This window comes from Pontibacter sp. CAU 1760 (assembly GCF_054482735.1).
The window spans coordinates 323,365-349,163 of the sequence record NZ_JBTLRL010000002.1 but is presented as its reverse complement, the minus strand read 5'-3'; the positions used below and the strand labels follow the sequence as shown (position 1 = coordinate 349,163).

Here is a 25,799-nt window from a genome sequence, read left to right as displayed (position 1 = left end):
AAGCCGGTACTTGTTTCAAATTGGTCTACTCCTGCCTGCCGCCAAAAGCTGTCACTAAACTTAGCCTTTCTGGAAAAGATCGTGTAACTGACCGAGCTCCATGATCACCAGTGTTTTCTGGCCACCGGGCGCGTAACTCGGCACCTGGCAGGCAAACAGCTTATCTACGAGTGAATTCATTTCCAGGTCCGACATACGCGAAAGCGACCGGGAGGCAAGGCGCTTGGCCATGGCCCGTGCCAGGTTCTCCCGTTTATCAAGCTTCAGCGTGGCCGAATTGTTTTTGAATTGCTCGATCAGTTCTTCCAACAGTTCTTTCTCGCTGGCCGCCTGCACATCAGCCGGTATACCGTTCAGAACAATTGTGTTGCCGCCGAAGTCCTCGAACAGAAAGCCCATATCCCGGAACTCGGTTGCCAGTTCTAACAGTAAAGCGGCGTCTGTGGGAGAAAGCTGCAGTGTCTGCGGGAACAGCAGCGCCTGTGAGGCTCCCATTTTCTTCTGCATCGAGGCCATGTACTTCTCATACAGAATGCGCTCCTGTGCCGCCTGCTGGTCCACGATCATCACCCCTGACTTTACCTGCACCAACAAGTATTTCTGGTGTATCTGGATCGCCTTGTTCGACGAACCGGTAGGCATGTCAGGCGCGGCAAAAGCATCGTCCAGCAGTCCCATGCCCGAAAAGGCGGAGGTGGTACTTTCCTGTTGTGCCGGCTGCTCTTTCATGGGCTCATACAGCTGCTCCCATCCTTTGGAGGTTGCCCTGCGGGAAGTGGCAGGCGGCGTAAACCCCGGAAAGGCAGTGCTTCCGCCCGCAGACCTCGCGCTGCCCTCCGGGTCGAACTCGTAATAACCGCCCTGCACCCGGATCGGCTGCAGAGGCGCGAAGTTCACGTCCTGGTCGAAATCAAGTGAAGGTGCAATGTTGTAGGTGCCAAGGGCTTTCTTCACGGCCGCGTGCACAATGGCATATACCGTCTTCTCGTCCTCGAACTTGATCTCCGTTTTGGTGGGGTGCACATTGATGTCGATCTTCTCCGGCTCCAGCTCGATGAAGAGCACATAGAACGGGTGATTCTCTTTTTGCACCAACCCCTCAAAGGCCGTCATCACAGCGTGGTTCAGGTAACCGCTCTTTACAAAGCGGTTGTTCACGAAGAAGAACTGCTCGCCCCGGGACTTTTTAGCGTGCTCCGGCTTGCCGATATAGCCTTTTACCGACAGGAAGGTGGTGTCTTCCTCGCAGTAGGCCATTTGCTCTTTGTAATTGCTCCCGAACAGGCTGACGATGCGCTGGCTCAACTTGCCTGCTGGCAGGTTGAAGACCTCTGTGTCGTTGTGGTGCAACGCAAAGCTTATTTCGGGGTATGCCAGGGCCACGCGCTGAAACTCATCCAGCACATGGCGCATCTCCACCGCGTTGGATTTCAGGAAGTTCCGCCGGGCAGGCACATTGTAAAACAGGTTCTTTACCGCTATGGAAGTACCCTCCGGCACTGCCACCGGCTCCTGCAAAGCTATTGTCGAACCCTCTACCAGCAGCTTGGTGCCGGTATCGGCGTGGCGCGTCTTGGTTTTTAGCTCTACCTGCGCCACCGCACCGATCGAGGCCATCGCCTCGCCCCGAAACCCCATGGTACGGATTCGGAACAGGTCTTCGGTGGTGCTGATTTTGGAGGTGGCGTGGCGCTCAAAACACATGCGGGCATCCGTCTCCGACATACCCACGCCGTTGTCCACCACCTGCACCAGCTGCTTCCCGGCCTCCTTCACAATCACCTGTATGGTGGATGCGCGGGCATCCACGGCATTCTCCAGGAGTTCCTTCACCACCGAGGCAGGGCGTTGCACTACTTCGCCAGCGGCAATCTGGTTGGCCAAAAAATCGGGCAGTAAGTGTATGATGTCAGGCATCCGGATCGTTAGCTACTTATTTATATATATAAATTTTATTCTCTAAATCAGTTGATTACAGCCATTGCGGCTAAATTTTTGCTTTGCTAAATATGTAAATCAGAACTTATTCAGAGTTAAATTTATTATTAATTTACAGACTGATTTGTTTCTGGAATCAGGAAAAGCCTAAAAGTATCCGCTTTAACTTTCGCCCTTTAATTCCGTCTAAAAATTGTGGCGGGGCTGCATTTACAAATGCACTGGCAGGTGGCGGTAGTATGGTAGGGCTACACTTGGGGGCCACGTTTGCTGAAGGCAGGGTTCAGACTCTTTTCCCCGCTCAAAACGAGCAAAAGGCAAATACGGTACCCCTGCTTAAATTAGTCTGATTTCTGAACCGCCTTTTGCAAAATTAGGCTTAATTTTGACTTGTTCCAATTATTAAAAAATAGCAGTAGAGGATGTTGAAGAGTTTTAGTTTAGGGTTGTTGATTCTTGTTTTTCTCGGCATGGGGCCACTGATGTCTTTAAAGCCATCGGAGGAAGTGGTGGTGGATGCTAAGGAAAAGTTATGGGTCGACAGCGTGATGGCGACGCTCTCTCCTGACCAGCGCATCGGCCAGCTTTTTATGGTGGCCGCCTACTCTAACAAAAACGAAAAGCATTTCCGTGAGATAGATACCCTGGTGAGCAGGTATGGCGTGGGGGGCATCATGTTTATGCAAGGCGGGCCCAAGCGCCAGGCAGTCCTCACCAATCGATTTCAGCGCCAGGCGAAGGTACCCATGCTGATTGCCATGGATGCCGAGTGGGGCCTGGACATGCGCCTGGACAGCAGCATGCACTTTGCCCGCCAGATGACTTTGGGCGCCCTGGACGATGAGAAGTACATTTACCTGATGGGCCGCGAGATCGCCCTGAAGATGAAGCGACTGGGCGTGAACGTGAGCTTCTCGCCGGTGATGGACGTGAACGTGAACCCCGCCAACCCGGTGATCGGTAGCCGCTCTTTCGGTGAGTCGAAGGAAGAGGTGACCCGCCGCGGCATTGCCTATATCCAGGGCCTGCAAGACCATGGCGTGCTGGCCGTGGCCAAGCACTTCCCCGGCCACGGCGATACTGATACCGATTCGCATTATGCCTTGCCCGTTGTGAAGCACAGCGTGAAGCGCCTGACCGACATTGAACTATACCCTTTTAAGAAAGCCTTTGAGGCTGACGTGATGGGTGTGATGGTGGCGCACCTCTATATCCCGAGCATCGACTCTACCAAAAACCTGGCAACCACGCTGTCGCCGGCACTGGTAAGTGGTTTGCTGCGCGAGAAGATGAAATTCAAGGGCCTCATTTTTACGGATGCCCTGAACATGAAGGGGGTAAGCAGCTACCACAAGCCTGGCGAAGTGGACTTGAAGGCATTGCTGGCCGGAAACGATGTGCTGCTGTTTCCGGAGGACGTGCCTACAGCGGTTAGAAAAATTAAAGAGGCGCTTGCCTCAGGGCAGTTGAAGCAGGAAGAAATTGACCTGCACGTGCGGCGCATCTTGCACGCCAAATATTGGTCTGGCACCGTCAAGTACAAGCCTGTGGAACTGAAAAACCTGCAAGAGGAGATTGACAGACCACTTAGCGCAGTCGTGCAGGAACAACTCTACGAGCACTCTGTTACGGTAGCCCGCAACAAAAGTAACCTCATCCCCTTCCGCAACCTCGATACCCTGAGCATTGCCTCTGTAGCCATCGGGGCTCCGGCGGGCAACGCCTTCCAGGACATGCTGGCAAACTATGCCACCGTTAACCGTTTGGCCATACCAGACCGCTATGCCCCTGATTCCGCCTTCACCCGCATCATACCCAAGCTAAAGGACAATGACTTAGTGGTGGTGAGCATTCACAACATGAACTTCACGCCTACCAAAGACTTCGGCGTTGGGGTGGGTACACGGGCTTTTATACAGTACCTGCAGGAGCGCACCAATAAGAAAGTAGTTGTGGTGGTGATGGGCAACCCATACAGCCTCAAGTTTTTTGAAGACAGCAAATGGCTGGTGTGCGGCTACGAAGACAATGCCATGGCACGCGCGTTGGTGCCACAGGCGCTGTTTGGGGCCCGTGCCGCCAAAGGCAAACTGCCTGTTACGGCTTCCCGCACCTTGCTGGCCGGCACCGGCGTGCCAATACAACCGGTCAACCGCCTGAAGTATGGCTCTCCGGAAAGTGTGGGGATGGATTCGAAGGTACTGCAGCAGATCGACAACATTGCCCTGGAGGCGATCGCCTATGCCGCAACCCCAGGGGCTCAGGTGCTGGTCGTGAAAGATGGCACCGTGATTTACGACAAAGCCTATGGGTATTATACCTACGAAAAGACGAAGCCTGTTACGCGCAACACCGTGTACGATGTGGCCTCTATTACCAAGGTGGCTGCTACCCTGCAGGCCATCATGTTCCTGAAAGACCAGGGCAAGATACAGCTGGATGCCAAGGTATCGAGCTACCTCCCTGAGCTGAAGGGCACCAACAAAGAGCACATGGTACTGCGCGACGTGCTGACGCACCAAGCGGGCCTGCTTCCGGTGCTGCCGCACTGGCAGAAGACACTGGCGACCATGGAAACGAAGCAGATGTTCTACGCCAGCATCAAAACAGACCGATACCCGAACGAGGTAACGCCGGGCTTCTACTCTATCAAGACCATGGAAGACTCGCTCTGGACCTGGACCGTGAAGTCCAGGATGCTGCCTGCTGCCAAAGACGGCAAGGGATACCCTTACAAGTACAGTGACTTGGATTTTTATGTGCTGAAGCGCGTAGCCGAGAGGATGCTAAACCAGCCGCTTGATGAGTTCCTGGACCAGAACTTCTATACCCCATTGGGTATGACCACCATGACGTATAAGCCCTTGCTGAAGCATACCCGCGAAGTAATCGCCCCGACAGAGGAGGATCGCTATTTCCGGCATAACCTTATTTGGGGCAGTGTGCACGACCAGGGTGCCGCGATGCTGGGCGGCGTGGCTGGCCATGCCGGTCTGTTCTCAAACGCCAACGACCTGGCCATCCTGCTGCAAATGAACCTGCAGAACGGTGACTATGGCGGGCAAAACTACTTTAACACCAACGTGGTAGCCGAGTTCTCAAAGCGCCAGTCCAAGAGCAGCCGCCGCGGCATTGGCTGGGACAAGCCCGAACCGGAAGGCCACGGCCCAACGTCTGACCTGGCTCCGATGAGCACCTTCGGTCATACCGGATTTACGGGAACAGGGGCCTGGGTAGACCCCGAGAACAAGCTGATTTATATCTTCCTGTCGAACAGGGTATATCCGGATGCCGGGAACAATAAACTGGTCACCTATAACATCCGGACCAGAATACATGATGTTATATACAAAGCCATCATTCCTAAAACATAAACGATTATTGGTAGTTTAGCAGGTGCAGCAACAAAAGTTGGCTGCACCTCTCTTTTTTATAGATATAGCATAATGAAAATCGGCATAGTTTGTTATCCTACTTTCGGGGGCAGCGGCGTGGTAGCTACAGAACTCGGTAAGGCACTGGCACTGAAGGGGCACAAGGTGCACTTTATCACCTACAGCCAGCCCGCCCGCCTCGACCTTTTTAACGAGAACCTCTTTTATCACGAAGTCTTTATACCCACTTACCCGCTCTTTCAGTACCCGCCCTATGAGCTGGCGCTGGCCAGCAAGATGGTAGACATCGTTAAGTTCGAGAAATTGGATTTGCTGCACGTGCACTATGCCATCCCGCATGCCTCTGCCGCCTTCATGGCCAAGCAGATCCTGCGCACCAAGGGGATCAACATCCCGATCATCACCACCCTGCACGGCACCGACATCACGCTGGTCGGCAAAGACGCCTCTTTTGAGCCGGTTGTGACATTTAGCATCAACCAGTCGGATGGGGTAACAGCCGTGTCTGACAGCCTGCGCTCCGAAACCTACGACTACTTCCAGATTGAGAAGGACATCGAAGTTATCCCTAACTTTATCAACCTCGAGAAGTTTAAGCGGCAGAAAAAAGAGCATTTCCGGATGGCCATCAGCCCGAATGAGGAGAAGCTGCTGGTCCATACCTCCAACTTCCGGGCGGTGAAGCGCGTGGAGGACGTGATCCGGATATTCGCCAAGGTACATGAGAAGATCTCCAGCAAGCTGCTGTTGGTAGGGGACGGCCCGGACCGGCCACGCATAGAGAAAATTTGCCGCGAACTAGGCATTTGCAACGATGTGCGTTTCCTGGGCAAGCTGGATGCCGTGGAAGAAGTACTCTCTATTGCCGACCTGTTCCTGATGCCTTCGGAGAAGGAGAGCTTCGGACTGGCGGCGCTGGAGGCAATGGCCTGCGAGGTGCCGGTGGTATCGACCAATGCGGGCGGTATTCCGGAGCTGAACATCGACGGGGATACCGGTTTTACGAGTCCTGTGGGCGCTATTGACGAGATGGTGAAGCATGCGCTGCACATTCTGGACGACAGGAACCTGCCTACGTTTAAGGCCAATGCACTACGCCGCGCACATCAATTCGACGTTGACAAAATCGTACCACTTTATGAGAAATTTTATCAAAAAACGATTGACGAACAACTTGCATTGCTATAGCCTCAGCAATTAAATAAAAGCATTTACATAAAAAGAACCGGCCGACAGTATGTTACCGGTTCTTTTTTGTTTATTTTGGTGCCTTAAATCCCGAAGCCATAGAAATGTATGCGCTTCTTCAGTAACCAGATTATGAGCAAAGACAAATACTTCATCATCGATTTTGACAGTACCTTTACCAAAGTAGAAGCCCTTGACGAACTCGGCGAGATTTCTTTGGACGGCGACCCTGAAAAGGAGCGCGTGCTGCAGCAAGTGCAGGAACTAACCGACAGTGCCATGGCTGGAAAGAGCTCCTTTACCAAAGGCCTGACCAAGAGACTGGCGCTGCTACAGGCACACCAGAAGCACCTCCCGCAACTTATCTCCCGGCTCCAGGACAAGGTTTCCGAGTCAGTTCGCCGGAACAAGGAGTTTTTGAAGGAATACTCTGACCAGATCTTTATTGTATCGAGCGGATTCAAGGAGTTCATCACCCCGATTGTAACGGAATACGGCATAAAGGAAGAAAACATCTATGCCAACACATTCAAGTTGGACGAGAACGGTAACATCATCGGTTTTGACGAGGAGAACGTATTGAGCCTCGACAAAGGCAAGATCAAGCTGCTGGAGCAACTAGCCCTCACCGGAGATGTGTATGTGATTGGCGACGGCTATACCGATTATGAAATAAAAGAGGCCGGGCTGGCAAACAAGTTCTACGCTTTCACCGAGAACGTGGTGCGCGACAGCGTGGTAGCCAAAGCCGAGCATATCGCGCCTAGCCTCGATGAGTTTTTATACCAGAACAAACTACCGATGGCCATCTCCTATCCCAAGAACAGGATCAGCGTGCTGCTGCTCGAGAACATTCATCCACGAGCCGTGGAAATGTTCCGCCACGAGGGCTATCAGGTAGAAACTATACCGGGTGCACTGAGCGAAGAGGAGCTCTGCGAAAAGATCCAGAACGTTTCGATTCTGGGCATCCGCAGCAAAACCCATGTTACTAAAAAGGTACTGGCACACGCCAACCGCCTTATGAGCGTGGGCGCTTTCTGCATCGGCACCAACCAGATAGACCTGGATGCCTGCCTTGAGTCTGGGGTTACCGTATTCAACGCGCCCTACAGCAACACCCGAAGCGTGGTGGAGATGGCCATCGGCGAGATTATCATGCTAAGCCGCGGCATTGTGGGTAAGAGCAACAAAATGCACGAGGGCAACTGGGACAAGTCGGCGGCGGGCAGCTTTGAGGTGCGCGACAAAAAGCTGGGCATTGTGGGCTACGGCAACATTGGGGCGCAACTATCGGTGCTGGCAGAGGCGATGGGCATGGTAGTGTACTACTACGATGTAGTGGAGAAGCTGCAGTTGGGCAATGCCCGCAAGTGCGATACCCTGAAAGAACTCCTGGAGAAATGCGATTTCGTGACGCTGCACGTGGACGGACGACCAGATAACAAGAATATATTTGGAGCTGAAGAATTTGCCGCCATGAAACCGGGCGCTATTTTCCTGAACCTAAGTCGCGGGCATGTGGTGGATATCGAAGCACTGGTGGATGCCCTTAAATCCGGAAAGTTGAACGGAGCTGCGGTGGATGTGTTCCCGCACGAGCCCGCTACCAACAGCGAGCCGTTCGAAAGTGCGTTGCGCGGCCTGCCAAACGTTATCCTGACCCCGCACATCGGCGGCAGCACATCAGAGGCGCAGGTGAACATCGCTAATTTCGTTCCGAACCGCATCATGGACTATATCAACTCGGGTAACACGTACCAAAGCGTTAACTTCCCCAACATCCAGTTGCCGGAGCTTAAGAACGCGCACCGCCTTATCCATATCCACGAGAACGTGCCGGGCGTATTAGCGAACATCAACAATGTGCTTGCCAAAAACCAGGTGAACATTTTGGGCCAGTACCTCAAAACAAATGAGCACGTGGGTTATGTGATCACAGACGTGGACAAGAAGTATGACAAGCAGTTGGTGAACGACATGCGCCACGTGCCAAACACCATTAAGTTTAGAATGCTGTATTAATTGCAGTGCCGATGGTTGCTGTTGCGTCTTAAACAGTACAGCTACCATCGGCTTCAACACCTTTCACCAGGAACACCTGCAAACGAGCAGATCATACCATGAACAACAAAATTTATTTCACGCCCGGCCCTTCAGAGTTATACCCTACCGTGCCCCAGCACATGCAAACGGCATTGGAGGAGAAGATCGGGAGCATCTCACACCGCAGCAAGCAGTTTCAAGAGATTTTTGACCATGCCGTAACCGGGCTCCGCACGCTTTTGCAGCTGCCGGACAACTACCAGGTGCTGTTTCTGGCATCGGCAACGGAGGTATGGGAACGCGCGCTTCAGAACACGGCGCAGCAGGAAAGCTTTCACTTAGTGAATGGCTCTTTCTCTGCCAGATTCTTTGAAACAGCGCAGGAACTGGGCTGCAATGCGCAGCAGCACGAGGTGCCTTTCAGCGAGGGGTTTGATGTCGATGCCATTGAGGTGCCTGCCACTGCCGAGCTGATTGCGCTTATCCAGAACGAGACCAGCTCCGGGGCCTGCATTCCTGTGGCGAATATTAACAAGTTCCGCCAAAAGGCCGCTGCAGACGCACTGATTTATGTGGACGCCGTGTCTTCGTTGCCAAACCCCGCGTTTGACTTTGCCCAGGTGGATTCGGTATACTTCTCGGTACAGAAGTGTTTTGGGTTGCCTGCTGGTTTAGGGGTGTGGCTGGTAAACGACCGTTGTATTGCCAAGGCCGAAGCACTGGCTGCCAGCGGGAAGGTTATTGGGTCCTATCACAGCCTGCCCTCTATGCTCAGCAAGGCCAAGGCAAACCAGACGGTTGAAACGCCTAACGTGCTTGGCATCTACCTGCTCGGGAAGGTGCTGGAGGACATGAATGCCAAGAGCGTGGAAGTAATCCGGGAGGAAACTGCGGCAAAAGCCCAACTTATTTATACCTACCTTGAGCAAAGCAGCACCTTTACGCCTGCCGTAGCCACCGCCGCACACCGCTCCCCTACTACCATTGTGGCGAATAGCGCAGTTGCTGCCTCCGAAGTAAACCAGCGCCTGGCCCCGTTTAATATGGCTGTGGGTAGTGGGTATGGCAAGTACAAAGAAAGCCAGATCCGGATTGCGAACTTCCCGGCACACAGCATCGCGCACGTGAAAACCCTGATTGTAAAGCTGCAGGAACTGTTCGGGTAACGCACAGCTATTAAAGCAAAGAGGCTCCTGTGTCATCTGAAGATTGACATGGGAGCCTCTTTGGCGTTGTGTATACTGATTGTATTCTCTACAGCACCTGGCCTATCTCCTGCTTTACATAGTGTAGGGCAGGGCTTGTCGGGTCGTGCTCGTTGCTGATAACGGTTTCGAGGATACGTTTGGCTAGTTCCGGGCCGCGGGCGTTTTCCGGCAGCTCTTTGTAGGATTTGTTCACCAGGTTCACTACCTCTTCGCGGGCATGCTTTACCTGCTGCCAGGCCTGCTCCGTCATATACACCTGCTGCGACAGGTTATGGTTAAACTCATTCCTGATCTCGTTAAGCAATACCCGGTGGTACTCTGTGGCCGTTTGCCCGGAACCTCCCACACGCAACAGCAAATTGCTTGGGGTAATCCGCTCCAGCAGCAGTACAATGCGCTCGTAAGCCTGCAACCTGATGGGCAACACCACCTCGGCGCTCTTCTGCCGCAATTCCAGCAAGCGCATCTTATAATCACGCTCAAAATGCTGCTTTACCAGGTAGTACATAGCCAAAGCGACGATTAAGGCCGGTAAGGCAATTTTTAAGAGGTCTATGATAAAAACAAGAAAATTATCCATGCGATGCTGACTGTTTAAGGCTTAAATATCGTAAAATTTTAACGTAAGATACCTGAATCATTTCAGCCCTTTGGCTGTTTAAAAAGTACAACCAACAGCTGCTTTCGCATAATTCGTTAGAATTGTGTAAGTTTGTGGCTACAAATAAAAGCGGACTCAATATGGCAACAGAAACTAAAACTGCACCTATCACTCTGACTGAAAGAGCCTTAGCCGAGGCTAGAAATATAATGCAAGAAAAAAACGTACCAGCTGAATACGGTTTGCGCGTAGGCGTGCAAGGCGGTGGCTGCTCTGGTATGTCTTACCTCCTGGGCTTTGATAAACCGAAGGATTCTGACGAGACGTTTAACATCGACGGTTTGACACTGATCATGGACAAGAAGCACGGCATGTACGTAATGGGTATGGAAGTAGACTTCCAGGATGGCCTGAACGCGCGTGGCTTTACCTTTAGCAACCCACAGGCGAAGAGTACCTGCGGATGCGGCAGCTCTTTCTCTGCATAAAGACGTATAAATTCTCTTTGAACAGGAGCGCCCGGCTAGCAAATAGTCGGGCGCTCCTGTTTTATACCCCTTCGCTTATCAGTTATACCTCCTAATAGGTTTTGGTCATGGATTTCGGCACGACCAGGATATAATCTGCTTTTCCGCAGTTGCCATTCTTTAGTCGCATCAGGTCATCCTGCAGCACCGTGGTAATCGTAAGTACTTCCATGTTTGGCTGTTCCTGCTTCAGGTACCACCCTATTCCCTCGAAATTATCTGAATGGTATGCGCCATTCAGGTGCAGTACCCGCTTACCCTGTGCTGCCTGCTTTGATATAAAGTGCGCCATCGTTGCGTCCTTTAGAGCTTGCGCCTCGACTATATAGGTACTAGTAGCTGTACCGTGGGTGTTGCCGCCGAACATCGTGAGCATGTGCTTATACCCCGGCAACTCCATGTTCACCTCAATAGGCAGTGGTGCCATATAGTCTTTTGCCTCCTGAGAGAGCGAGTCAAGGGCCGAGAGGCTTCCGCGCGAGACCATGCGGGCATAGCGGCGCGGCACATTGGTTGCGATAAAGGGAATACCGTTTTGCTTCGCGAACTGCAGCACAGGCAGGTAATCGGTCTTAAAGTTGGGCCACGGCCGTGCTTCTTCCTTCAGCGTACTTTCAGGCAACTGGTCAGCCAGAAATTCATTCAGCACCAGCTGCACGTCCGCTTCAAACATCTCTGCCCCAATGGCCATGGTACCTTGATGCTGTTGGTGCAAGTCCTTTGCCACTTCCAATTGCAGCCAATGGGCTATGGGGTCGTTGTGCTGCTCGCCAAACAGTACCACATCAGCCTCCTGCAGCGCCTTCAGCATTTTGCTGTATGCTACCGGCTTCCCTTTTTTGGTAAACAACCTGTAGGCGGGCTTGCCCTGCGCCCAGCTTAGTTGTAGCAGCCCAAACAGGAACAGGATAGAAAGTAACAGCACCTTTTTCATCTACAAGTAGTTTACAATTCAATATACAAACAAACAGCCAGCCCTTTCAGGCTAGCTACTTATACATGATAAAAGCCCCGCTGATGGTTATACCCTATAAAAAAGCCACTTCGAGAGTTCTTTGTAGTTGATTTTTTTGCCATACATCAGGATGCCGACCCGGTAAATGCGGCTGGCGATCCAAGTGGTAAAGATGAAGCCCAGCACCAACAGCCCCATCGACAGGAGCAATTCCCAGGCAGGCACCCCAAAAGGCACCCGCACCATCATCACAATCGGCGAGGTGAAGGGTATAACAGACATCCAGAACGCAACAGGCCCATCCGGGTTCTTGAGCACCACCGAGTAAGACATGATAAACGAGATGACCAACGGAATAGTAATCGGCATCATAAACTGCTGGGTATCCGTTTCGTTATCCACAGCTGCACCAATGGCCCCGAACAAGGAGCCGTAAAGCAGGTAGCCGCCTAAGAAGTAAAACAGGAAGCAGCCGAAAATCAAGGCGATGTTCAGGTTAGAGAAGCTCTGCTTGATATCCAGTATGGTATTGGCGATCTCATTCTCCCCTTCCGGGTTCTTCACTTCACCGGCTTCCTCTTCTTCCAGCTCCTGGCCTTGCGCAGCCATCTGCCCGGCAGCGTACTGGGCTGCTGGCGACGGTGCCGCATCCACGCCAAAAACAGCTGACACGCCTGTAACCGCTATAAAGGAAAGCACAATCCAGAGCAGAAACTGTGTAAGGCCCACAGCGGCAATCCCCACTATCTTGCCCATCATCAGCTGAAAAGGCTTCACTGACGAGATCATCACCTCCACAATGCGGCTGGTCTTCTCCTCGATCACGCCACGCATAATCTGTACGCCATACAGGAAGATAAAGAAGTAGATGATCACAGCGCTCACGACGCCCGCTGCCGAAGTCACGATGGCGTTGTTGCCCTTTTCACCCTCCTCGCTGAGGTTGATCGTTCTCAGATCTATTTTGGCTTTGATTCTGTCGAGGGTCGCACGGTCGATGCCCGAAGCCAGGAAACGCTGGTTCTCTATCTCCTTCTCCAACACATTCTCCAGCCGTATCTGCGTTTGGAGGCTAGTGTTTTTCTGCCCGTACAGCACGATGTCGTCAGGAGCGTCTATAGAGATAGCCGGGATGTATAACAGCGCAGTATAGTCTGTTTCCTGGTATACCGCCTTGGCCTGCTCCAGCGACCCCGCCAGCGGGATAAACTGCAGGTCCTCCTGGTTTTTGAGCTTTCCCTCAAACAGGCCGCTTTCATCCAGCACCATCACCGTCTCAGTGTCACCGGACATGGAGATCAGCAAACCCGGCAGGATCATGAACGTGGCCAGCAGCAAGGGAGTCAGCAGCGTCATGATGATAAAGCTCTTCTTGCGCACGCGTGTCAGGTACTCGCGCTGTATAATCAACCAGATTTTAGACATGGTGGGTTTCCTTTACTTTTTGGATGAAGATGTCGTTGATGCTTGGCACCAGTTCTACGAACGAGTGCACCTCTACGCGCTGGATGAGGTAACGCAGCAGATCGTTAGGTGTGGTGTCGTTCAGGAGCTTGATGTGGGCCCTGAAGATGCCATGGTGGTCGTGCTGCTCGATTACCTGGAAGTCTGGCGAAGTAACCAGCAGCTGCCCGTTTCCGATCACCTGGAACGTATCTGTTTTATAGGCGTCCTTCACCTCCTTCACCGGCCCATCCAGTACTTTCTGTGCCCGGTTAATGAGCGCAATATAATCACACAGTTCCTCTACCGACTCCATGCGGTGTGTCGAGAAGATGATGGTAGCCCCATTGTCCCGCAAGCGCAGGATTTCGTCCTTGATCAGGTTGGCGTTGATGGGGTCAAAGCCTGAAAACGGCTCATCCAGTATAATCAGGGAAGGCTCGTGCAGCACCGTAGCGATAAACTGTACCTTCTGCTGCATCCCCTTAGACAGGTCCTCTATGTTTTTGCCCAGCCAATCACGAATCTCAAAGCGGTCTACCCAGGTTTTGATGCGGGCAGTGGCCTCGGCCTTGCTCAGCCCTTTTAGCTGGGTAAGGTAGAGCAACTGCTCCCCTACCTTCATCTTCTTATACAAGCCCCTTTCCTCGGGCAAGTAACCAATGTCCTGGATATGCGCGGGCTTTAGGCGTTCCCCTTTAAAATAGATCTCACCGCTGTCGGCACCAGTAATTTGAGTGATAATCCGGATGAGGGAGGTCTTGCCCGCACCGTTTGGCCCCAATAACCCGAATATGCAGCCTGCCGGAATCTCGAAGCTCACGCGGTCGAGGGCAGTGTAGTTGGCGTAGGTCTTGGTTACGCTGTCAATTTTCAGAATGCTCAAAGTCAGTCTTGATTTGATTTAACCAAAAATACCTTTATTCAGGATATACAACAACTATGTATAGGCTTTATCAATATTTATCGACCAACCGGGTAATCTGTAAGACCAAGAGCAGTTTCATAGCTAGCCGCTAAGGCTCTGAAAAAGCAGCAGGCCCTGCTTTTCTATTCGAAAAGCAGGGCCTGCCTGATGGTTTCCCGGGGAGTGAACGCTATTGGAAATAGTCCTTTACTTTCTCGAAGAAGCCTTTCTCGTTTTTGCCCGGGTGCGGTACAAAGTTACTGGATGCACGGAGCCCTTCCAGTACGGCACGCTCCTCAGTAGTCACTGATTTCGGCGTCCACACGTTGATATGGATGAGCTGATCGCCTTTGCCATACCCGTTTATATCCTGCACGCCTTTGCCGCGCAGCCTGAAGATCTCACCGCTCTGCGTACCTGGTTTAATGCTGATTTTCACCTTGCCGGTGATGGTCGGCACTTCAATCTCAGCACCTAATGCAGCGTCTACGAAGCTGATGTACTGGTCATAAATCACGTTGTTGCCATCGCGTTTCAACGTTGGGTGCGCCTCTTCCTCAATCTGGATCAACAGGTCGCCTGGCACGCCGCCACGCTCCGGCACATTGCCCTTGCCCCCCATCGACAGCTGCATGCCATCCATAACACCGGCTGGCACATTGATCGTAATGACCTCTTCCTGCAACTCACGGCCGCTTCCTTTACAGGCTTCGCAGTTGTGGGTTACAATACGGCCCTCGCCGTTACAGGTCGGGCAAGTGGCTGTGGATACCATCTGGCCCAGCATGGTGTTCACGACTTTGCGCACTTGGCCAGAGCCCTGGCAAGAATTACAGGTTTGCATATCGGTGCCGTTCTTGGCCCCATTTCCGCCACAGGTAGCACAGGCTACGTAGCGTTTTACCTTTATCTTCTTTTCAACCCCGTTGGCAATCTCCTCCAGGTTTAACTTGAGCTTGATGCGCAGGTTGCTGCCTTTGCGGGTCCGCCGGCCACCGCCTGAGCGGCCGCTGCCGCCGAAGAAGCTCTCGAATGGGCTTCCGCCTCCGCCGCCAAAAATATCGCCGAACTGCGAGAAAATATCCTCCATGTTCATGCCACCGCCGCCGCCGAAGCCGCCGTTCATACCCTGATGACCGAACTGGTCATAGCGCTGGCGCTTCTGCTGGTCGCTTAGTACCTCGTATGCCTCGGCAGCCTCTTTAAACTTGTCTTCAGCGGTCGGGTCATCCGGGTTTTTGTCCGGGTGGAATTTAATGGCGATTTTGCGGTAGGCTTTCTTGATCTCATCCTGTGCAGCACCTTTGCTTACCCCCAAAACCTCATAATAATCTCTCTTAGCCATAGCTTACGCTCCTATTATCACTTTTGCGAAACGGATCACCTTGTCGTTTAAGGTATACCCTTTCTCAATCACATCTACAATCTTACCCTTCAGTTCCTCTGATGGGGCAGGTATCTGGGTCACGGCTTCGTGCATGTCGCTATCGAAGTCAGCGCCCGCCTTGATATCCATTGGCTTCAAACCTTTTAGCTGCGTAACGTGCTTCAGCTTGTGGAACACCAGCTCCAGGCCCTGCAGCATAGCATCCACGTCTTTCGTCGTTTCGATTGATTGACGCGCGCGCTCCATGTCATCCAGTACCGGCAGCAAATCGCCCATCAGGTCCTGCGTGGCGGTTTTAGAAAGCTCAATGCGCTCTTTGGCTGTTCTGCGTCTGAAGTTCTCAAACTCAGCCATCAGGCGCACATATTTGTCTTTCATTTCTGCCAGTTCTGCAGCCGGGCCAATTTCGGCCTCTGCCTCTTCTGGCGTAGCCTGCTCGTCCTCCGCTTCTGCTTCCGCATTGGCAGTATTATCTTGTACTTCTTCGTTCTCCTGCTCTTGCTTAATATCTTTCTCTGACATAATGCCTTTAAAAAATTAGGTTGATAGGTCCTCTACATTTTGTCAATTAACTTGCCAAACATGCTGTCGTGTCAGATTGGCACATTCAAAGAGTATACTCCTGCCTTGATGGTGGCTTTTACGCAACACAAAGGCAGCTACCTGCACAGTGGTTTATACTACCAGTGTCCATCAGGCTTCATAAAAAAATCGGTAGACGGCTTTTACACCTGCTACCGATCTGTTTGTATGATGGATAACCTGGGCTTAGCTGTTCAGCGCATTCCAGATCATGTCTTTCAGTTGCATAATGTTTTTCCCGGAGATGCTGGAGATAAACACGGTCGGCAAATCCTTTGGCAGCGTCGCACGCATCTCCGCTTCCAGTTCCTCGTCCAGCATATCAGACTTCGTGACAGCCAGGATGCGCTGCTTGTCGAGTAGCTCCGGGTTAAACTTCCGCAGCTCATTCAGCAGCACCTCGTACTCCTCTGCAATGTCGGCACTCTCGCAAGAAACCATAAAAAGCAGCATGGAGTTCCGTTCGATGTGCCGTAAGAAGCGAAGCCCCAGGCCTTTGCCTTCCGATGCGCCTTCGATAATACCCGGAATATCAGCAATCACGAAGGACTTGTAGTCGCGGTAAGCCACTACGCCCAAATTGGGAGCCAGGGTGGTAAAGGGATAATTGGCGATCTTTGGCTTGGCAGCCGACACCACCGACAAGAGTGTAGACTTGCCGGCATTCGGGAAGCCCACCAAGCCCACGTCGGCCAGTAGTTTCAACTCCAGTATCACCCACTCCTCAATGCCGGGCTCGCCGGGCTGGGCATGGCGTGGCGTCTGGTTGGTAGGCGATTTGAAGTGCGCGTTGCCGAGGCCGCCGCGTCCACCACGCGTCAGGATGATCTCCTGGCCGTCTTCAGTGATCTCACACTTAATTTCGCCAGTCTCCGAATCCCGTGCGATGGTACCCAAAGGCACCTCCAGCACATCGTCTTTGCCCTGGGCGCCAAACGAGTGATTAGGCCCGCCGTTGTGCCCGTTCTCGGCAATGACATGTTTGCGGTACTGCAGGTGCAGCAGCGTCCATAGCTGGGCATTGCCCCGCAGGATAATATGGCCTCCGCGGCCTCCGTCCCCTCCGTCGGGCCCGCCTTTGGCAGTCAGCTTATCGCGGTGTAAGTGGGCAGACCCGCCGCCTCCGTGGCCGGAGCGCGAACAAATCTTAACGTAATCTATAAAGTTGCTTGATGCCAAATCAGGTAGGCCTAGGTATATTTATTTCTTTTCTTCACTGTCATTAATCGCATCTATCTGCTGGCAAAGGGCATTAAAGATCTCATCGATCTCCCCGATGCCATCTACGGCCCGGTATTTCCCTTGTCCTGCGTAATAGTCTGCCACGGGTGCTGTTTTGGTGTTATACTCCAGCACGCGTTTGCGGATCAGTTCTTCGTTTTGGTCGTCTGGGCGCCCGGAGGTTCGTCCGCGCAGCAGCAAGCGCTGCGTTAGCTCCTCGTCATCCACGCGCAATGCAATCATACTCGATATCTCGGTGCCGTTCTCCTGCATCAGCTTGTCGAGGCTCTGGGCCTGCGGCACGGTGCGCGGGAAGCCGTCGAAGATAAAGCCTGCAGCATGACGGCGCTCCTTCACTTTGTTACCGATCATGCCGATCACCACCTCATCCGGAACCAGCAGGCCGGCGTCCATCTGTTTTTTCGCTTCCAGTCCCAGCTCTGTGCCTGCGGCAATCTCGGAGCGAAGCAAATCACCTGTGGAAAGGTGAATCAGGTTATATTTTTCAATCAGTTTTTGGCTTTGGGTACCTTTACCAGCACCTGGAGGTCCAAACAAAACGAGGTTGAGCATATCTTAGCTATCTAATAAAAGCAAATGTATGGATTTATCTATGTACTTTCTAATGCGCCACTGGCAGCGACTTAGAGCCTGCTAAACGCAACGACCTGCCAACAAGGTTACGAAACGATCTTATATATGTCGCGCAGGTTGCGGCCCAAGCCATTGTAATCGAGGCCATACCCTACCACAAAGTCGTTCGGGATAGGCTTTGCCACATATTTGATATCCAGGGGGTGCTGCAGGCAGTCTGGCTTCAGCAGCAGTGTCGCCACTTCTACCGAGGCTGGCTGATGCTCTCCTAACTGCTGTAACAGTCCGTGCACGGTATGGCCGGTGTCCACAATATCCTCCAGCACTACCACATGGCGGTTGCGCAGGTCTTCTGTCAGCCCCAGGATCTCTTTTACCTTGCCAGTGCTTTGCGTGTTCTGGTAGCTTGAAAGCCGGATAAAAGAGATTTCGCACGGTATGGAAATCCGCTTCAGCAAATCAGCCACGAACATAAAAGAGCCATTCAGAACCGCCAGAAACAAAGGTTTCTTGTCTGCATAGTCCTTGTCAATCTGCTCCGCCAACATCACGGTACGGGCAATAATTTCCTCTTCGTAAATGTAAGTGCTAAACTCGCAGTCGTGCAGTTGAATGGTACGCGGATCCATGGATTGTATTTTTAAGCTTGTACAAAGGTAAGGATAAATAAAAAATTAGCCCAACCAAAGGCTGGGCTAATGTAAACTAAGTAGCAGAATAGTGGGCGCAGACACGCTAGACACCCCAAATATTACCTGCTTAACCTGTTTCCCCTGCAGCGTAAGGCTATCAAGAGATGAGTTTTTAGTCAGCAGCCTGGCCCGGAGAAGTATACCGTAGTAGTATTTTCGGGAGTAGGGATCGTGCTGGCTGTTTCAGGTGCCATCTCTTTTGCATTCAGATTAATCGGCTCCAGGTCGATTGGCGCTTCCGGTATGGCGGGCTCCTGGTCCAGGGCAATGTGTGGGGCAATCACCAACGAAACGATAGACATCAGCTTGATGAGGATGTTCATGGACGGGCCAGAGGTGTCTTTGAAAGGATCTCCCACGGTGTCGCCGGTTACGGAGGCTTTGTGCGGCTCCGAGCCTTTGTACTCCATCACGCCATTTATCTCCACGCCCTTCTCAAACGATTTCTTGGCATTGTCCCAGGCACCACCGGCATTCGACTGGAACATCGCCATCAGCACACCCGAAACGGTCACGCCGGCCAGCAAACCGCCCAGCACCTCGGCGGAAGAGGTATCCGGGAACACCCCCTGAAACCCGAAACCTACGATTACCGGCACCGTCAGGGCAATCGCGCCTGGCAGCATCATCTCCCGGATCGCGGCTTTGGTGGAAATAGCTACGCACTTCTCATACTCTGGCTGCCCGGTTCCCTCCATAATGCCCGGTATCTCGCGGAACTGCCGCCGCACCTCATGCACCATCGCCATGGCAGCACGGCCCACCGCCGCAATAGCCAGGGCCGAGAACACAAACGGAATCATCGCACCAATAAACAAGCCTGCCAGTACAGGGGCTTTGTAAAGGTCGATGCTTGGTATGCCTGCTATACCCACAAAGGCAGCAAACAAAGCCAGGGAGGTCAGTGCTGCTGAGGCGATGGCAAAGCCCTTTCCGGTGGCAGCGGTCGTATTGCCCACGGCATCCAGGATATCGGTGCGCTCACGCACTTCCTTAGGCAGTTCGCTCATCTCGGCTATACCCCCTGCATTGTCGGCAATCGGGCCAAAGGCGTCAATGGCAAGCTGCATGGCGGTGGTGGCCATCATACCGGCCGCCGCGATGGCCACTCCGTACAAGCCCGCAGCAGCATAAGAAAGCACAATACCCGCCGCCAACACGATAATAGGCAGCACAGTGGAGTGCATGCCCACAGCCAGGCCTGCGATGATGTTGGTTGCATGCCCCGTGGAGGATTGCTGGACAATAGAATTGACGGGCTTTTTGCCCATCGCGGTATAATACTCTGTGATGATGCTCATTAAGGTGCCGACCACCAACCCAACCAACACGGCCATATACACGCCGTTATTAGTAAAGTCGAAGTTGCGCAGGCTCAGGTTTTCGGGAAGCAGCCAATGGATAACGAAGTAAGAAACACCCGCTGTCAGGATAACTGAGATCCAGTTGCCCCGGTTAAGGGCTGCCTGCACATCGCCCCCTTCTTTCACGCGTACAAACAGCATCCCGATCAGCGAGAATACAATGCCCAGTCCTGCAATCAGCATCGGTAGAATTACCGGAGAAAGCCCGCTGAAATTATCTTCCACGGCTACCTCCCGGCCCAACACCATGGTTGCCAGAATGGTGGCCACGTAAGAACCGAAAAGGTCGGCGCCCATACCGGCCACGTCCCCAACGTTGTCGCCCACGTTATCAGCGATGGTGGCGGGGTTGCGCGGATCGTCTTCCGGGATGCCAGCCTCTACTTTACCCACTAAGTCAGCCCCCACGTCGGCGGCCTTGGTATAGATACCGCCACCCACGCGTGCAAAAAGGGCAATGCTTTCGGCACCAAGCGAGAAACCGGTTAATACTTCCAGCGCGCGCTCCATCTCGATGCCATTTACATCAGCGCCGGTGCTATACACAAACATGTAATAGAAGATGATGAAGAGCGACCCTAAGCCGAGCACGGCCAACCCGGCAACGCCCATACCCATGACAGAGCCCCCGGCAAACGAAACACTCAGGGCGCGGGAAAGGCTGGTTCGGGCGGCCTCAGCGGTCCGGACGTTGGCTTTGGTGGCAATGCGCATCCCTATAAAACCGGCCAGGGCCGAGAAAAAAGCACCTATCAGAAAAGCTGCTACAATCAGGGGGTGAGACTTTTCGCCGGTAAAGCCCAGGTAAAATAGAAACACAGAGGCAATCACAGCGAAATAGCCCAGCACTTTGTACTCTGCCTTCAGGAAGGCCATCGCGCCCTCGGCAATGTGTCGGGCAATCGTACTCATGCGGTCGTTTCCGGATGGCTGTTTGGTTACCCAGGCAGATCTGAACCAGGTATACACAAGCGCCGCCACACCTAAGGCAGGAATAGCGTATAGAATATTTTCCATGCAGCGTATTTAAGGGTTAAAAAATATTTATATAGTATTATTAAAGGAATACTTTTTCAAACACATTTCCAAATATTTACACGCTATTCCTGCCCCTCTTTCTGCCTCCTATACGGCTATCTCACAACTTGTTATAACATCATACTGAATCCCACCGTGTACTCACTCGTCGCACATGCCCCAGGGGCCTGTAACAGCAAAAGCCGAACCGCTGAGAGAGCCGGCTTCTGACCTTGTTTTTCCTGCACTATATTACAATTTTGCCATCAGCACGCGGTAAAGGGCCACCATGCTTTCAATGTCCTTTTTGTGCACGATTTCATTGGGCGTATGCACATTATCCTCGGGCGCCCCGATAAAGCACCAATCCCAGGGGTAGTCACTGCGCTGTAACTCTTTGGCATCGCTCCCGCCTGCGCCCTCTACCTCTAGCTGGAAAGGTATACCCGACTCCTTTGCAATTTGGATGATCCGCTGCACATAGGCCCGGCGCGGAATGAGGCTGTCGCGCATCGAAATGGCCACCCCCTGCCCGGCGTGAACTCCCTCCGTTACCCAGGTGATGTCTGAAACCAGCGCTTGCTTCACGCCGAACTGCTCATGGATATAGCGCGAGAGGTAGGACACAGAACCGCCGCCGTGCTCTTCCCAACTGCTGAAGGCAATGATGCCATTCTCTAGCGTTTCGGCTACCTGCAGGGCACTCCATACCCCCAGGCGGTTGTCGAGGTAGCAGCTTTGCACGGTATCCGCTGTTTCCCGGAAATCGCATTTGAACACCAGTTCGGTTCCCCGCTCAATTTCCCGGTCATAGACATACTGCAGCTCATGCTCTGATTCGTTATACTGTAGCGTGCACGCTATTTTACCCTTACTGTCCTCGCCCACTAACTGATAGCCGTTTTCGACATCCGGGCCACCGATCTTCACGAGCTGCCTGCCGTAGCGCACCGTGAACCCAATGGAGTCCATGTGTGCAAAAATTGCACTGCGCGGCTGGCCAAACACCAGCAGGATGCAGTCCTGGAAGGCATCGCCATGAAGTACCTGAGGCATGGCCTTCCAGCTGCCTTTGTGCTCATTTATATAGTTTAAAAGAAATGCAGACATGTTTTGCTCATTCCCCGAAGGGGCATGAATTTTACAGAGCTGTTCCAGTAGTTTCATATTAATTTTCATTTTATGGAATTCAAATGTAGCAGATATGTTGTACTTTTAGAATCCACTGTGCCTGTATTTGCCTGCGGCCTTGTTGAACCCTGAATATTCTGATTTTTCCATGAAGAAGTTACTGTTTGTTCTCTTCAGTTTTGTGCTACCGACTTTTGCCTTTGCACAGGGCACCGCAAACCCTACCGACACGACTGCCATGCGCCACGTCACCTTCGATCAGATTGAGGTGATACCGGAGGCTGGCAAAGTGAAGGGCATGCTGCTGCTCGATAAGGATATTCAGTATGAACTGGAGGGCGCTGTGGACAACATGTATAACTTCAAGTATGAACGCGCCGAAAAGCAGTTCAAGTCTTTCCGCCGCCGTTACCCCGAGCATCCCCTTCCCTACTTCCTGATGGGCCTGAGCCAGTGGTGGAAAATCGTGCCGACTAACATCCAGACACTCCAATACGACGACCTTTTCTTTGCTTACATGGATACAACGATCCAGAAGGCAGAGGTAATGTACGATAAAAGCGAGAAAAATTTCGAAGCCTCCTTCTTCCTGGCTGCCGCCTACGGTTTTTCGGCCCGGCTGCACTCTGAGCGGAGCAACTGGCGCAAAGCCACGGTGGCCAGCAAGCGCGCCCTCGACTTTATGGAAAAGGCGAAAGCCGGAAATGGCCTGAGCCCGGAGTTTTTGTTTGGCGAAGCGCTTTTCAACTATTACTCCATCTGGATACATGAAACGTACCCGATGCTGCGCCCTGTTTTGCTTTTCTTCCCGGATGGCGACAAACGCCTGGGCTTAAAGCAACTGGCTTATGTGGCCAATACGGGTTTCTATACCGGCACGGAGTCTAAGTTTTTCTTGATGAAGATTTATGCCAACGAGGAGAACAAAATGGAGGAGGCCCTGGCCATCTCGGAGCAATTGGCCAAGAAATACCCGGACAACGCCTACTTTGAGCGCTTTTATGCCCGCCTGCTGTTTGTACAGGGCTATTTCACGAAAGCTGAGCACGTATCGAAAGACATTCTGGCCAAACTTGAGCAGAACCAGCCGGGCTATGAAGCCGTGAGCGGACGCTATGCATCCTATATCCTGGCCTACATCAACCAACACAAATACCGCGACCTGGACAAGGCCAGCCAATATTACAAGAACTCGATTATGTATGCCGAGATGACGAACGAGCGGGATTCCGGTTACTTCATCAACTCATACCTCAACCTGGGCCGCATTGCTGACCAAGAAGGAGATTTAGTGGCCGCCAAGCATTACCACGAGTTAGTTCTGCAGATCAGCGAAAAGAAATCAGAGCCGTACAAAGAGGCGAAAGATTATCTGAAAGTCCTCAAGAAGAAAATCAGGAAGCAAAAAGGCTAAGAAAGGTATCCTGTTGCGCTTGCAGCGAATAGCGCTCCCGCACCCATTTCCTGCCTGCGGCCCCTATGCTGGCACGGCTGTCAGCGTGAAGCAGCAAATGCTCTAATCGCTCCTGCCACTCCTCCACCGTGGAGCAGGTATACCCTGTATGGCCATCGGCCACCACAGTTACGTTGGCTCCCACCGCCGAGACCACCGCAGGGATTCCCAAAGCCATGTATTGCAGCGCCTTAAACCCACATTTCCCTTTTGCCCATTCAGTGTCGGGTAAAGGCATCAGGCCAATATGCAACTGTAGCAGCTCCTGCACTTCCGTTTCGCGTTTCCATTTTTTGAAAACCAAAGACTTGAGCTGTAACATAGGAGGCTGGTCGGCAATCACCACAAACCGGAAGCTGTATTTTTGTTCCAGTCGCTGCAGCACAGGTTCTATCAACTGCAGGTATGGCAACGTGGAGTGCGAGCCAATCCAGCCTATTACCACTTCCTGCGTGTGCTGTTCTTTTTGTGCACTGTAGCAGTGGTCTGTATCCAGCACGCTAGGCAACAGTACGGCAGAGGCGTTATACTGTAGAGCAAATTGCTGCAGGTAACCGTTGCCGCAACTTACTTTATGGCTCCAACGGCAGATTTGAGCTGTTTTGGATGGCCACTTCATTGCGTTTGCCCATTCATTGGCCGCGGATAGGTTAGTCAGCCAAATGGCATCGTCAAAGTCGTAGATTATTTTTCGGCGGAGAACCTTTGCGGCGAGCCACTCAAACCAGGGAGGCCCAACCGGTGTGGCTTCGCGATGGATGACTACGTAATCGTATTGGCGAAGCTGTGGCAGCAACGCTAAACGCTTTGCAAACCCGATTAGAAGCCCATAGGCTTTCTTTGGCAAGTGCCCCGGTTTGTATAATGCTTGCCAGGCATTCTCGCTCCAAAAATATGCGACTTTGTACCGGATGCCTTTTGCATCCAACAAAGGCAGCCACTGTTCCACCCTATACCGCTGCGAGGCTGCCTGGTTTAGTGGGTACGGCACGACAAAAAGCACCCTCACGCGTCTGCCTCCTTCTCCTGCCCCAGAAAGTACGCATACGCCTCCCGCACCCGATCCGGCGAGCGGTGTTTTTCGGCTAATTTTGGTATGTTCTGGCGGTGGCTGGGGTCCTCTAGCATTTGCTGGATTTTGCTTAGTGCCTGCTCCAGGCTTCCCTCCTGCTGCAGGTTAAACGTGGCACCGCCGCCTTCCTTTTGAATAATGTCACTGTCATCGCCTACGCCTTCCGTTAAAAGCACCGGTAGGCCATTGGCCCAGTACTCGCCTACTTTGACAGGGGAGCAAAATCTCGCTGACGGGTATGATTTAATCGTGGCAAACGCAAAGTCAGCAGCAGAGAGGTACTGCGGCACCTCCGCATGTGGCACAGTGGCAACAAACACTTTGCGAAGGTCAATATCCTCTTGCTGCAGAAATCCTTCTATTTCCTGCTTGGGCTGCGGGGACAGGATGATCAGCCTGAAGTCCGGAATAGTTTCAAAACAGTATTTGTAGATCACGAATGCTTCTTCCTTGTAGTATAGGTCACCGTACTTGCCAACGTAAATACCGACGACGCTGCCCTCTGAAAACCCTAAAAGGGTTCTTTTTTTTACCCTTTCCGGTGCTGAAAACCGAAAGCCCTTAGCCGTGACAGTATTCCGCGCCAGCTTTATTTTATGCAGCGGCAATTGTAACTGCAGGGCCAACGTCTCCAGATATAAGTCAGACACGACAATCAGACCGGCCGCTGCATGTGCCTGTTCCTTCTCCCATTTCCGTTGGAAGACATACCGCGGATCATATCGCTTCCATACACCTGTATCGCGCATATAAGCAGCATGCGGCTCGTAAAAGGCCACATAAAATGGAATATTGTATTTTTTGTGAACCTGCAAGGCCAGAGCGCCTGCTGGTGTACCAACCGAAATTATTGACGAAGCGTGTTCCTCAACAGCAATTTGCTGGATTTGCTCAGGAAATATTAAAAAGTCAGAAATTTTATTTACCAGGTTGACAGCATAGTTTTTACTGTAAACGGGTCTGTGTATAAATCCTGGTTCCTCTATAAACTGTGCCGTCGCGCTTGAGTTGACAGGACTTCTTTCTACTGTAACCAGAATTATTCTAAGGCTCTTGCTCAGTTGCGCGATAATTCGTG

Annotated in this window: 20 protein-coding genes; 6 read left to right on the top strand and 14 right to left on the bottom strand. The window is 52.4% G+C overall.

Translation table 11 applies throughout. From position 1 onward, the window contains the following. Positions 1–60: 60 nt before the first annotated feature. Positions 61–1,917 (bottom strand): DNA mismatch repair endonuclease MutL, encoded by a 1,857-nt coding sequence (gene mutL, locus ACXYMU_RS03940; protein ID WP_458985050.1) that lies wholly within the window; start codon positions 1,915–1,917, stop codon positions 61–63. A gap of 470 nt (positions 1,918–2,387) precedes the next feature. Between mutL and ACXYMU_RS03935 the strand changes: the two genes are divergently transcribed. From ACXYMU_RS03935 to ACXYMU_RS03920, 4 genes are all read left to right on the top strand, one after another. Next, positions 2,388–5,312 carry a glycoside hydrolase family 3 N-terminal domain-containing protein gene (locus ACXYMU_RS03935; protein WP_458985049.1) on the top strand — a complete coding sequence of 975 codons (2,925 nt, stop codon included), beginning with the start codon at positions 2,388–2,390 and terminating at the stop codon, positions 5,310–5,312. Positions 5,313–5,384: 72 nt separating this feature from the next. Beyond that, positions 5,385–6,521 (top strand): N-acetyl-alpha-D-glucosaminyl L-malate synthase BshA, encoded by a 1,137-nt coding sequence (bshA, locus tag ACXYMU_RS03930; protein WP_458985048.1) that lies wholly within the window; start codon positions 5,385–5,387, stop codon positions 6,519–6,521. 132 nt (positions 6,522–6,653) lie between these two features. Further along, entirely contained in the window at positions 6,654–8,546 is a 1,893-nt protein-coding gene (gene serA, locus ACXYMU_RS03925; RefSeq protein WP_458985047.1) for a phosphoglycerate dehydrogenase, read from the top strand. A gap of 98 nt (positions 8,547–8,644) precedes the next feature. Continuing rightward, a complete protein-coding gene (locus ACXYMU_RS03920) occupies positions 8,645–9,733 on the top strand; it encodes an aminotransferase class V-fold PLP-dependent enzyme (protein WP_458985046.1) in 1,089 nt (362 codons plus the stop codon). Between the two features lie 88 nt (positions 9,734–9,821). Here the strand turns inward: ACXYMU_RS03920 and ACXYMU_RS03915 are convergent, their stop codons facing one another. After that, positions 9,822–10,355 carry a DUF7935 family protein gene (locus tag ACXYMU_RS03915; protein ID WP_458985045.1) on the bottom strand — a complete coding sequence of 178 codons (534 nt, stop codon included), beginning with the start codon at positions 10,353–10,355 and terminating at the stop codon, positions 9,822–9,824. A gap of 161 nt (positions 10,356–10,516) precedes the next feature. Between ACXYMU_RS03915 and ACXYMU_RS03910 the strand changes: the two genes are divergently transcribed. Continuing rightward, a complete protein-coding gene (locus tag ACXYMU_RS03910; protein ID WP_458985044.1) occupies positions 10,517–10,864 on the top strand; it encodes a HesB/IscA family protein in 348 nt (115 codons plus the stop codon). 91 nt (positions 10,865–10,955) lie between these two features. Here ACXYMU_RS03910 and ACXYMU_RS03905 read toward each other — a convergent pair whose 3' ends face one another. The 10 genes from ACXYMU_RS03905 to ACXYMU_RS03860 all read right to left on the bottom strand — a co-directional run bounded on the left by ACXYMU_RS03905 (position 10,956) and on the right by ACXYMU_RS03860 (position 22,232). Beyond that, on the bottom strand, positions 10,956–11,837 hold the full coding sequence (locus ACXYMU_RS03905) for a ChaN family lipoprotein (RefSeq protein ID WP_458985043.1): 882 nt from the start codon (positions 11,835–11,837) through the stop codon (positions 10,956–10,958). A gap of 87 nt (positions 11,838–11,924) precedes the next feature. Further along, the gene (locus tag ACXYMU_RS03900) at positions 11,925–13,283 is read right to left on the bottom strand and encodes an ABC transporter permease (RefSeq protein ID WP_458985042.1); all 1,359 of its coding nucleotides are present in this window, start codon (positions 13,281–13,283) and stop codon (positions 11,925–11,927) included. After that, positions 13,276–14,187, bottom strand: a complete 912-nt coding sequence (locus ACXYMU_RS03895) for an ABC transporter ATP-binding protein (protein WP_458985041.1) — start codon at positions 14,185–14,187, stop codon at positions 13,276–13,278. Before ACXYMU_RS03895 ends, ACXYMU_RS03900 begins: the two co-directional genes overlap by 8 nt. Before the next feature lie 211 nt (positions 14,188–14,398). Continuing rightward, positions 14,399–15,553, bottom strand: coding sequence for a molecular chaperone DnaJ (gene dnaJ / locus ACXYMU_RS03890; RefSeq protein WP_458985040.1), 1,155 nt, complete (start codon positions 15,551–15,553; stop codon positions 14,399–14,401). Positions 15,554–15,556: 3 nt separating this feature from the next. Next, the gene (locus ACXYMU_RS03885; RefSeq protein WP_458985039.1) at positions 15,557–16,117 is read right to left on the bottom strand and encodes a nucleotide exchange factor GrpE; all 561 of its coding nucleotides are present in this window, start codon (positions 16,115–16,117) and stop codon (positions 15,557–15,559) included. Positions 16,118–16,363: 246 nt separating this feature from the next. Then, the gene (obgE, locus tag ACXYMU_RS03880; RefSeq protein WP_458985038.1) at positions 16,364–17,356 is read right to left on the bottom strand and encodes a GTPase ObgE; all 993 of its coding nucleotides are present in this window, start codon (positions 17,354–17,356) and stop codon (positions 16,364–16,366) included. Between the two features lie 21 nt (positions 17,357–17,377). Then, entirely contained in the window at positions 17,378–17,971 is a 594-nt protein-coding gene (locus ACXYMU_RS03875) for an adenylate kinase (protein WP_458985037.1), read from the bottom strand. A 107-nt stretch (positions 17,972–18,078) separates the two neighbouring features. Continuing rightward, positions 18,079–18,621: a hypoxanthine phosphoribosyltransferase gene (gene hpt / locus ACXYMU_RS03870; protein WP_458985036.1), complete on the bottom strand. Its 543-nt coding sequence runs from the start codon at positions 18,619–18,621 to the stop codon at positions 18,079–18,081. 179 nt (positions 18,622–18,800) lie between these two features. Further along, positions 18,801–21,065 carry a sodium-translocating pyrophosphatase gene (locus ACXYMU_RS03865; RefSeq protein WP_458985035.1) on the bottom strand — a complete coding sequence of 755 codons (2,265 nt, stop codon included), beginning with the start codon at positions 21,063–21,065 and terminating at the stop codon, positions 18,801–18,803. 252 nt (positions 21,066–21,317) lie between these two features. After that, on the bottom strand, positions 21,318–22,232 hold the full coding sequence (locus ACXYMU_RS03860; protein ID WP_458985034.1) for a M20/M25/M40 family metallo-hydrolase: 915 nt from the start codon (positions 22,230–22,232) through the stop codon (positions 21,318–21,320). A gap of 112 nt (positions 22,233–22,344) precedes the next feature. Between ACXYMU_RS03860 and ACXYMU_RS03855 the strand changes: the two genes are divergently transcribed. Continuing rightward, positions 22,345–23,610 carry a tetratricopeptide repeat protein gene (locus ACXYMU_RS03855; protein WP_458985033.1) on the top strand — a complete coding sequence of 422 codons (1,266 nt, stop codon included), beginning with the start codon at positions 22,345–22,347 and terminating at the stop codon, positions 23,608–23,610. Here ACXYMU_RS03855 and ACXYMU_RS03850 read toward each other — a convergent pair. Then, positions 23,591–24,658 carry a glycosyltransferase family 4 protein gene (locus ACXYMU_RS03850; RefSeq protein WP_458985032.1) on the bottom strand — a complete coding sequence of 356 codons (1,068 nt, stop codon included), beginning with the start codon at positions 24,656–24,658 and terminating at the stop codon, positions 23,591–23,593. The two genes, ACXYMU_RS03855 and ACXYMU_RS03850, sit on opposite strands and share 20 nt — an antisense overlap. Further along, positions 24,655–25,470 (bottom strand): glycosyltransferase family protein, encoded by an 816-nt coding sequence (locus ACXYMU_RS03845; RefSeq protein WP_458985031.1) that lies wholly within the window; start codon positions 25,468–25,470, stop codon positions 24,655–24,657. The genes ACXYMU_RS03850 and ACXYMU_RS03845 overlap by 4 nt, the downstream gene beginning before the upstream one ends. Positions 25,471–25,799: the final 329 nt, after the last annotated feature.

Excerpts from the sequence above, each read along its gene's own strand:
- mutL (WP_458985050.1), bottom strand. The coding sequence starts at position 1,917 with ATGCCTGACATCATACACTTACTGCCCGATTTTTTGGCCAACCAGATT.
- bshA (WP_458985048.1), top strand. The coding sequence starts at position 5,385 with ATGAAAATCGGCATAGTTTGTTATCCTACTTTCGGGGGCAGCGGCGTG.
- serA (WP_458985047.1), top strand. The coding sequence starts at position 6,654 with ATGAGCAAAGACAAATACTTCATCATCGATTTTGACAGTACCTTTACC.
- ACXYMU_RS03920 (WP_458985046.1), top strand. The coding sequence starts at position 8,645 with ATGAACAACAAAATTTATTTCACGCCCGGCCCTTCAGAGTTATACCCT.
- ACXYMU_RS03915 (WP_458985045.1), bottom strand. The coding sequence starts at position 10,355 with ATGGATAATTTTCTTGTTTTTATCATAGACCTCTTAAAAATTGCCTTA.
- ACXYMU_RS03910 (WP_458985044.1), top strand. The coding sequence starts at position 10,517 with ATGGCAACAGAAACTAAAACTGCACCTATCACTCTGACTGAAAGAGCC.
- ACXYMU_RS03905 (WP_458985043.1), bottom strand. The coding sequence starts at position 11,837 with ATGAAAAAGGTGCTGTTACTTTCTATCCTGTTCCTGTTTGGGCTGCTA.
- ACXYMU_RS03900 (WP_458985042.1), bottom strand. The coding sequence starts at position 13,283 with ATGTCTAAAATCTGGTTGATTATACAGCGCGAGTACCTGACACGCGTG.
- dnaJ (WP_458985040.1), bottom strand. The coding sequence starts at position 15,553 with ATGGCTAAGAGAGATTATTATGAGGTTTTGGGGGTAAGCAAAGGTGCT.
- ACXYMU_RS03885 (WP_458985039.1), bottom strand. The coding sequence starts at position 16,117 with ATGTCAGAGAAAGATATTAAGCAAGAGCAGGAGAACGAAGAAGTACAA.
- ACXYMU_RS03875 (WP_458985037.1), bottom strand. The coding sequence starts at position 17,971 with ATGCTCAACCTCGTTTTGTTTGGACCTCCAGGTGCTGGTAAAGGTACC.
- hpt (WP_458985036.1), bottom strand. The coding sequence starts at position 18,621 with ATGGATCCGCGTACCATTCAACTGCACGACTGCGAGTTTAGCACTTAC.
- ACXYMU_RS03865 (WP_458985035.1), bottom strand. The coding sequence starts at position 21,065 with ATGGAAAATATTCTATACGCTATTCCTGCCTTAGGTGTGGCGGCGCTT.
- ACXYMU_RS03860 (WP_458985034.1), bottom strand. The coding sequence starts at position 22,232 with ATGAAACTACTGGAACAGCTCTGTAAAATTCATGCCCCTTCGGGGAAT.
- ACXYMU_RS03855 (WP_458985033.1), top strand. The coding sequence starts at position 22,345 with ATGAAGAAGTTACTGTTTGTTCTCTTCAGTTTTGTGCTACCGACTTTT.
- ACXYMU_RS03845 (WP_458985031.1), bottom strand. The coding sequence starts at position 25,470 with ATGCGCGATACAGGTGTATGGAAGCGATATGATCCGCGGTATGTCTTC.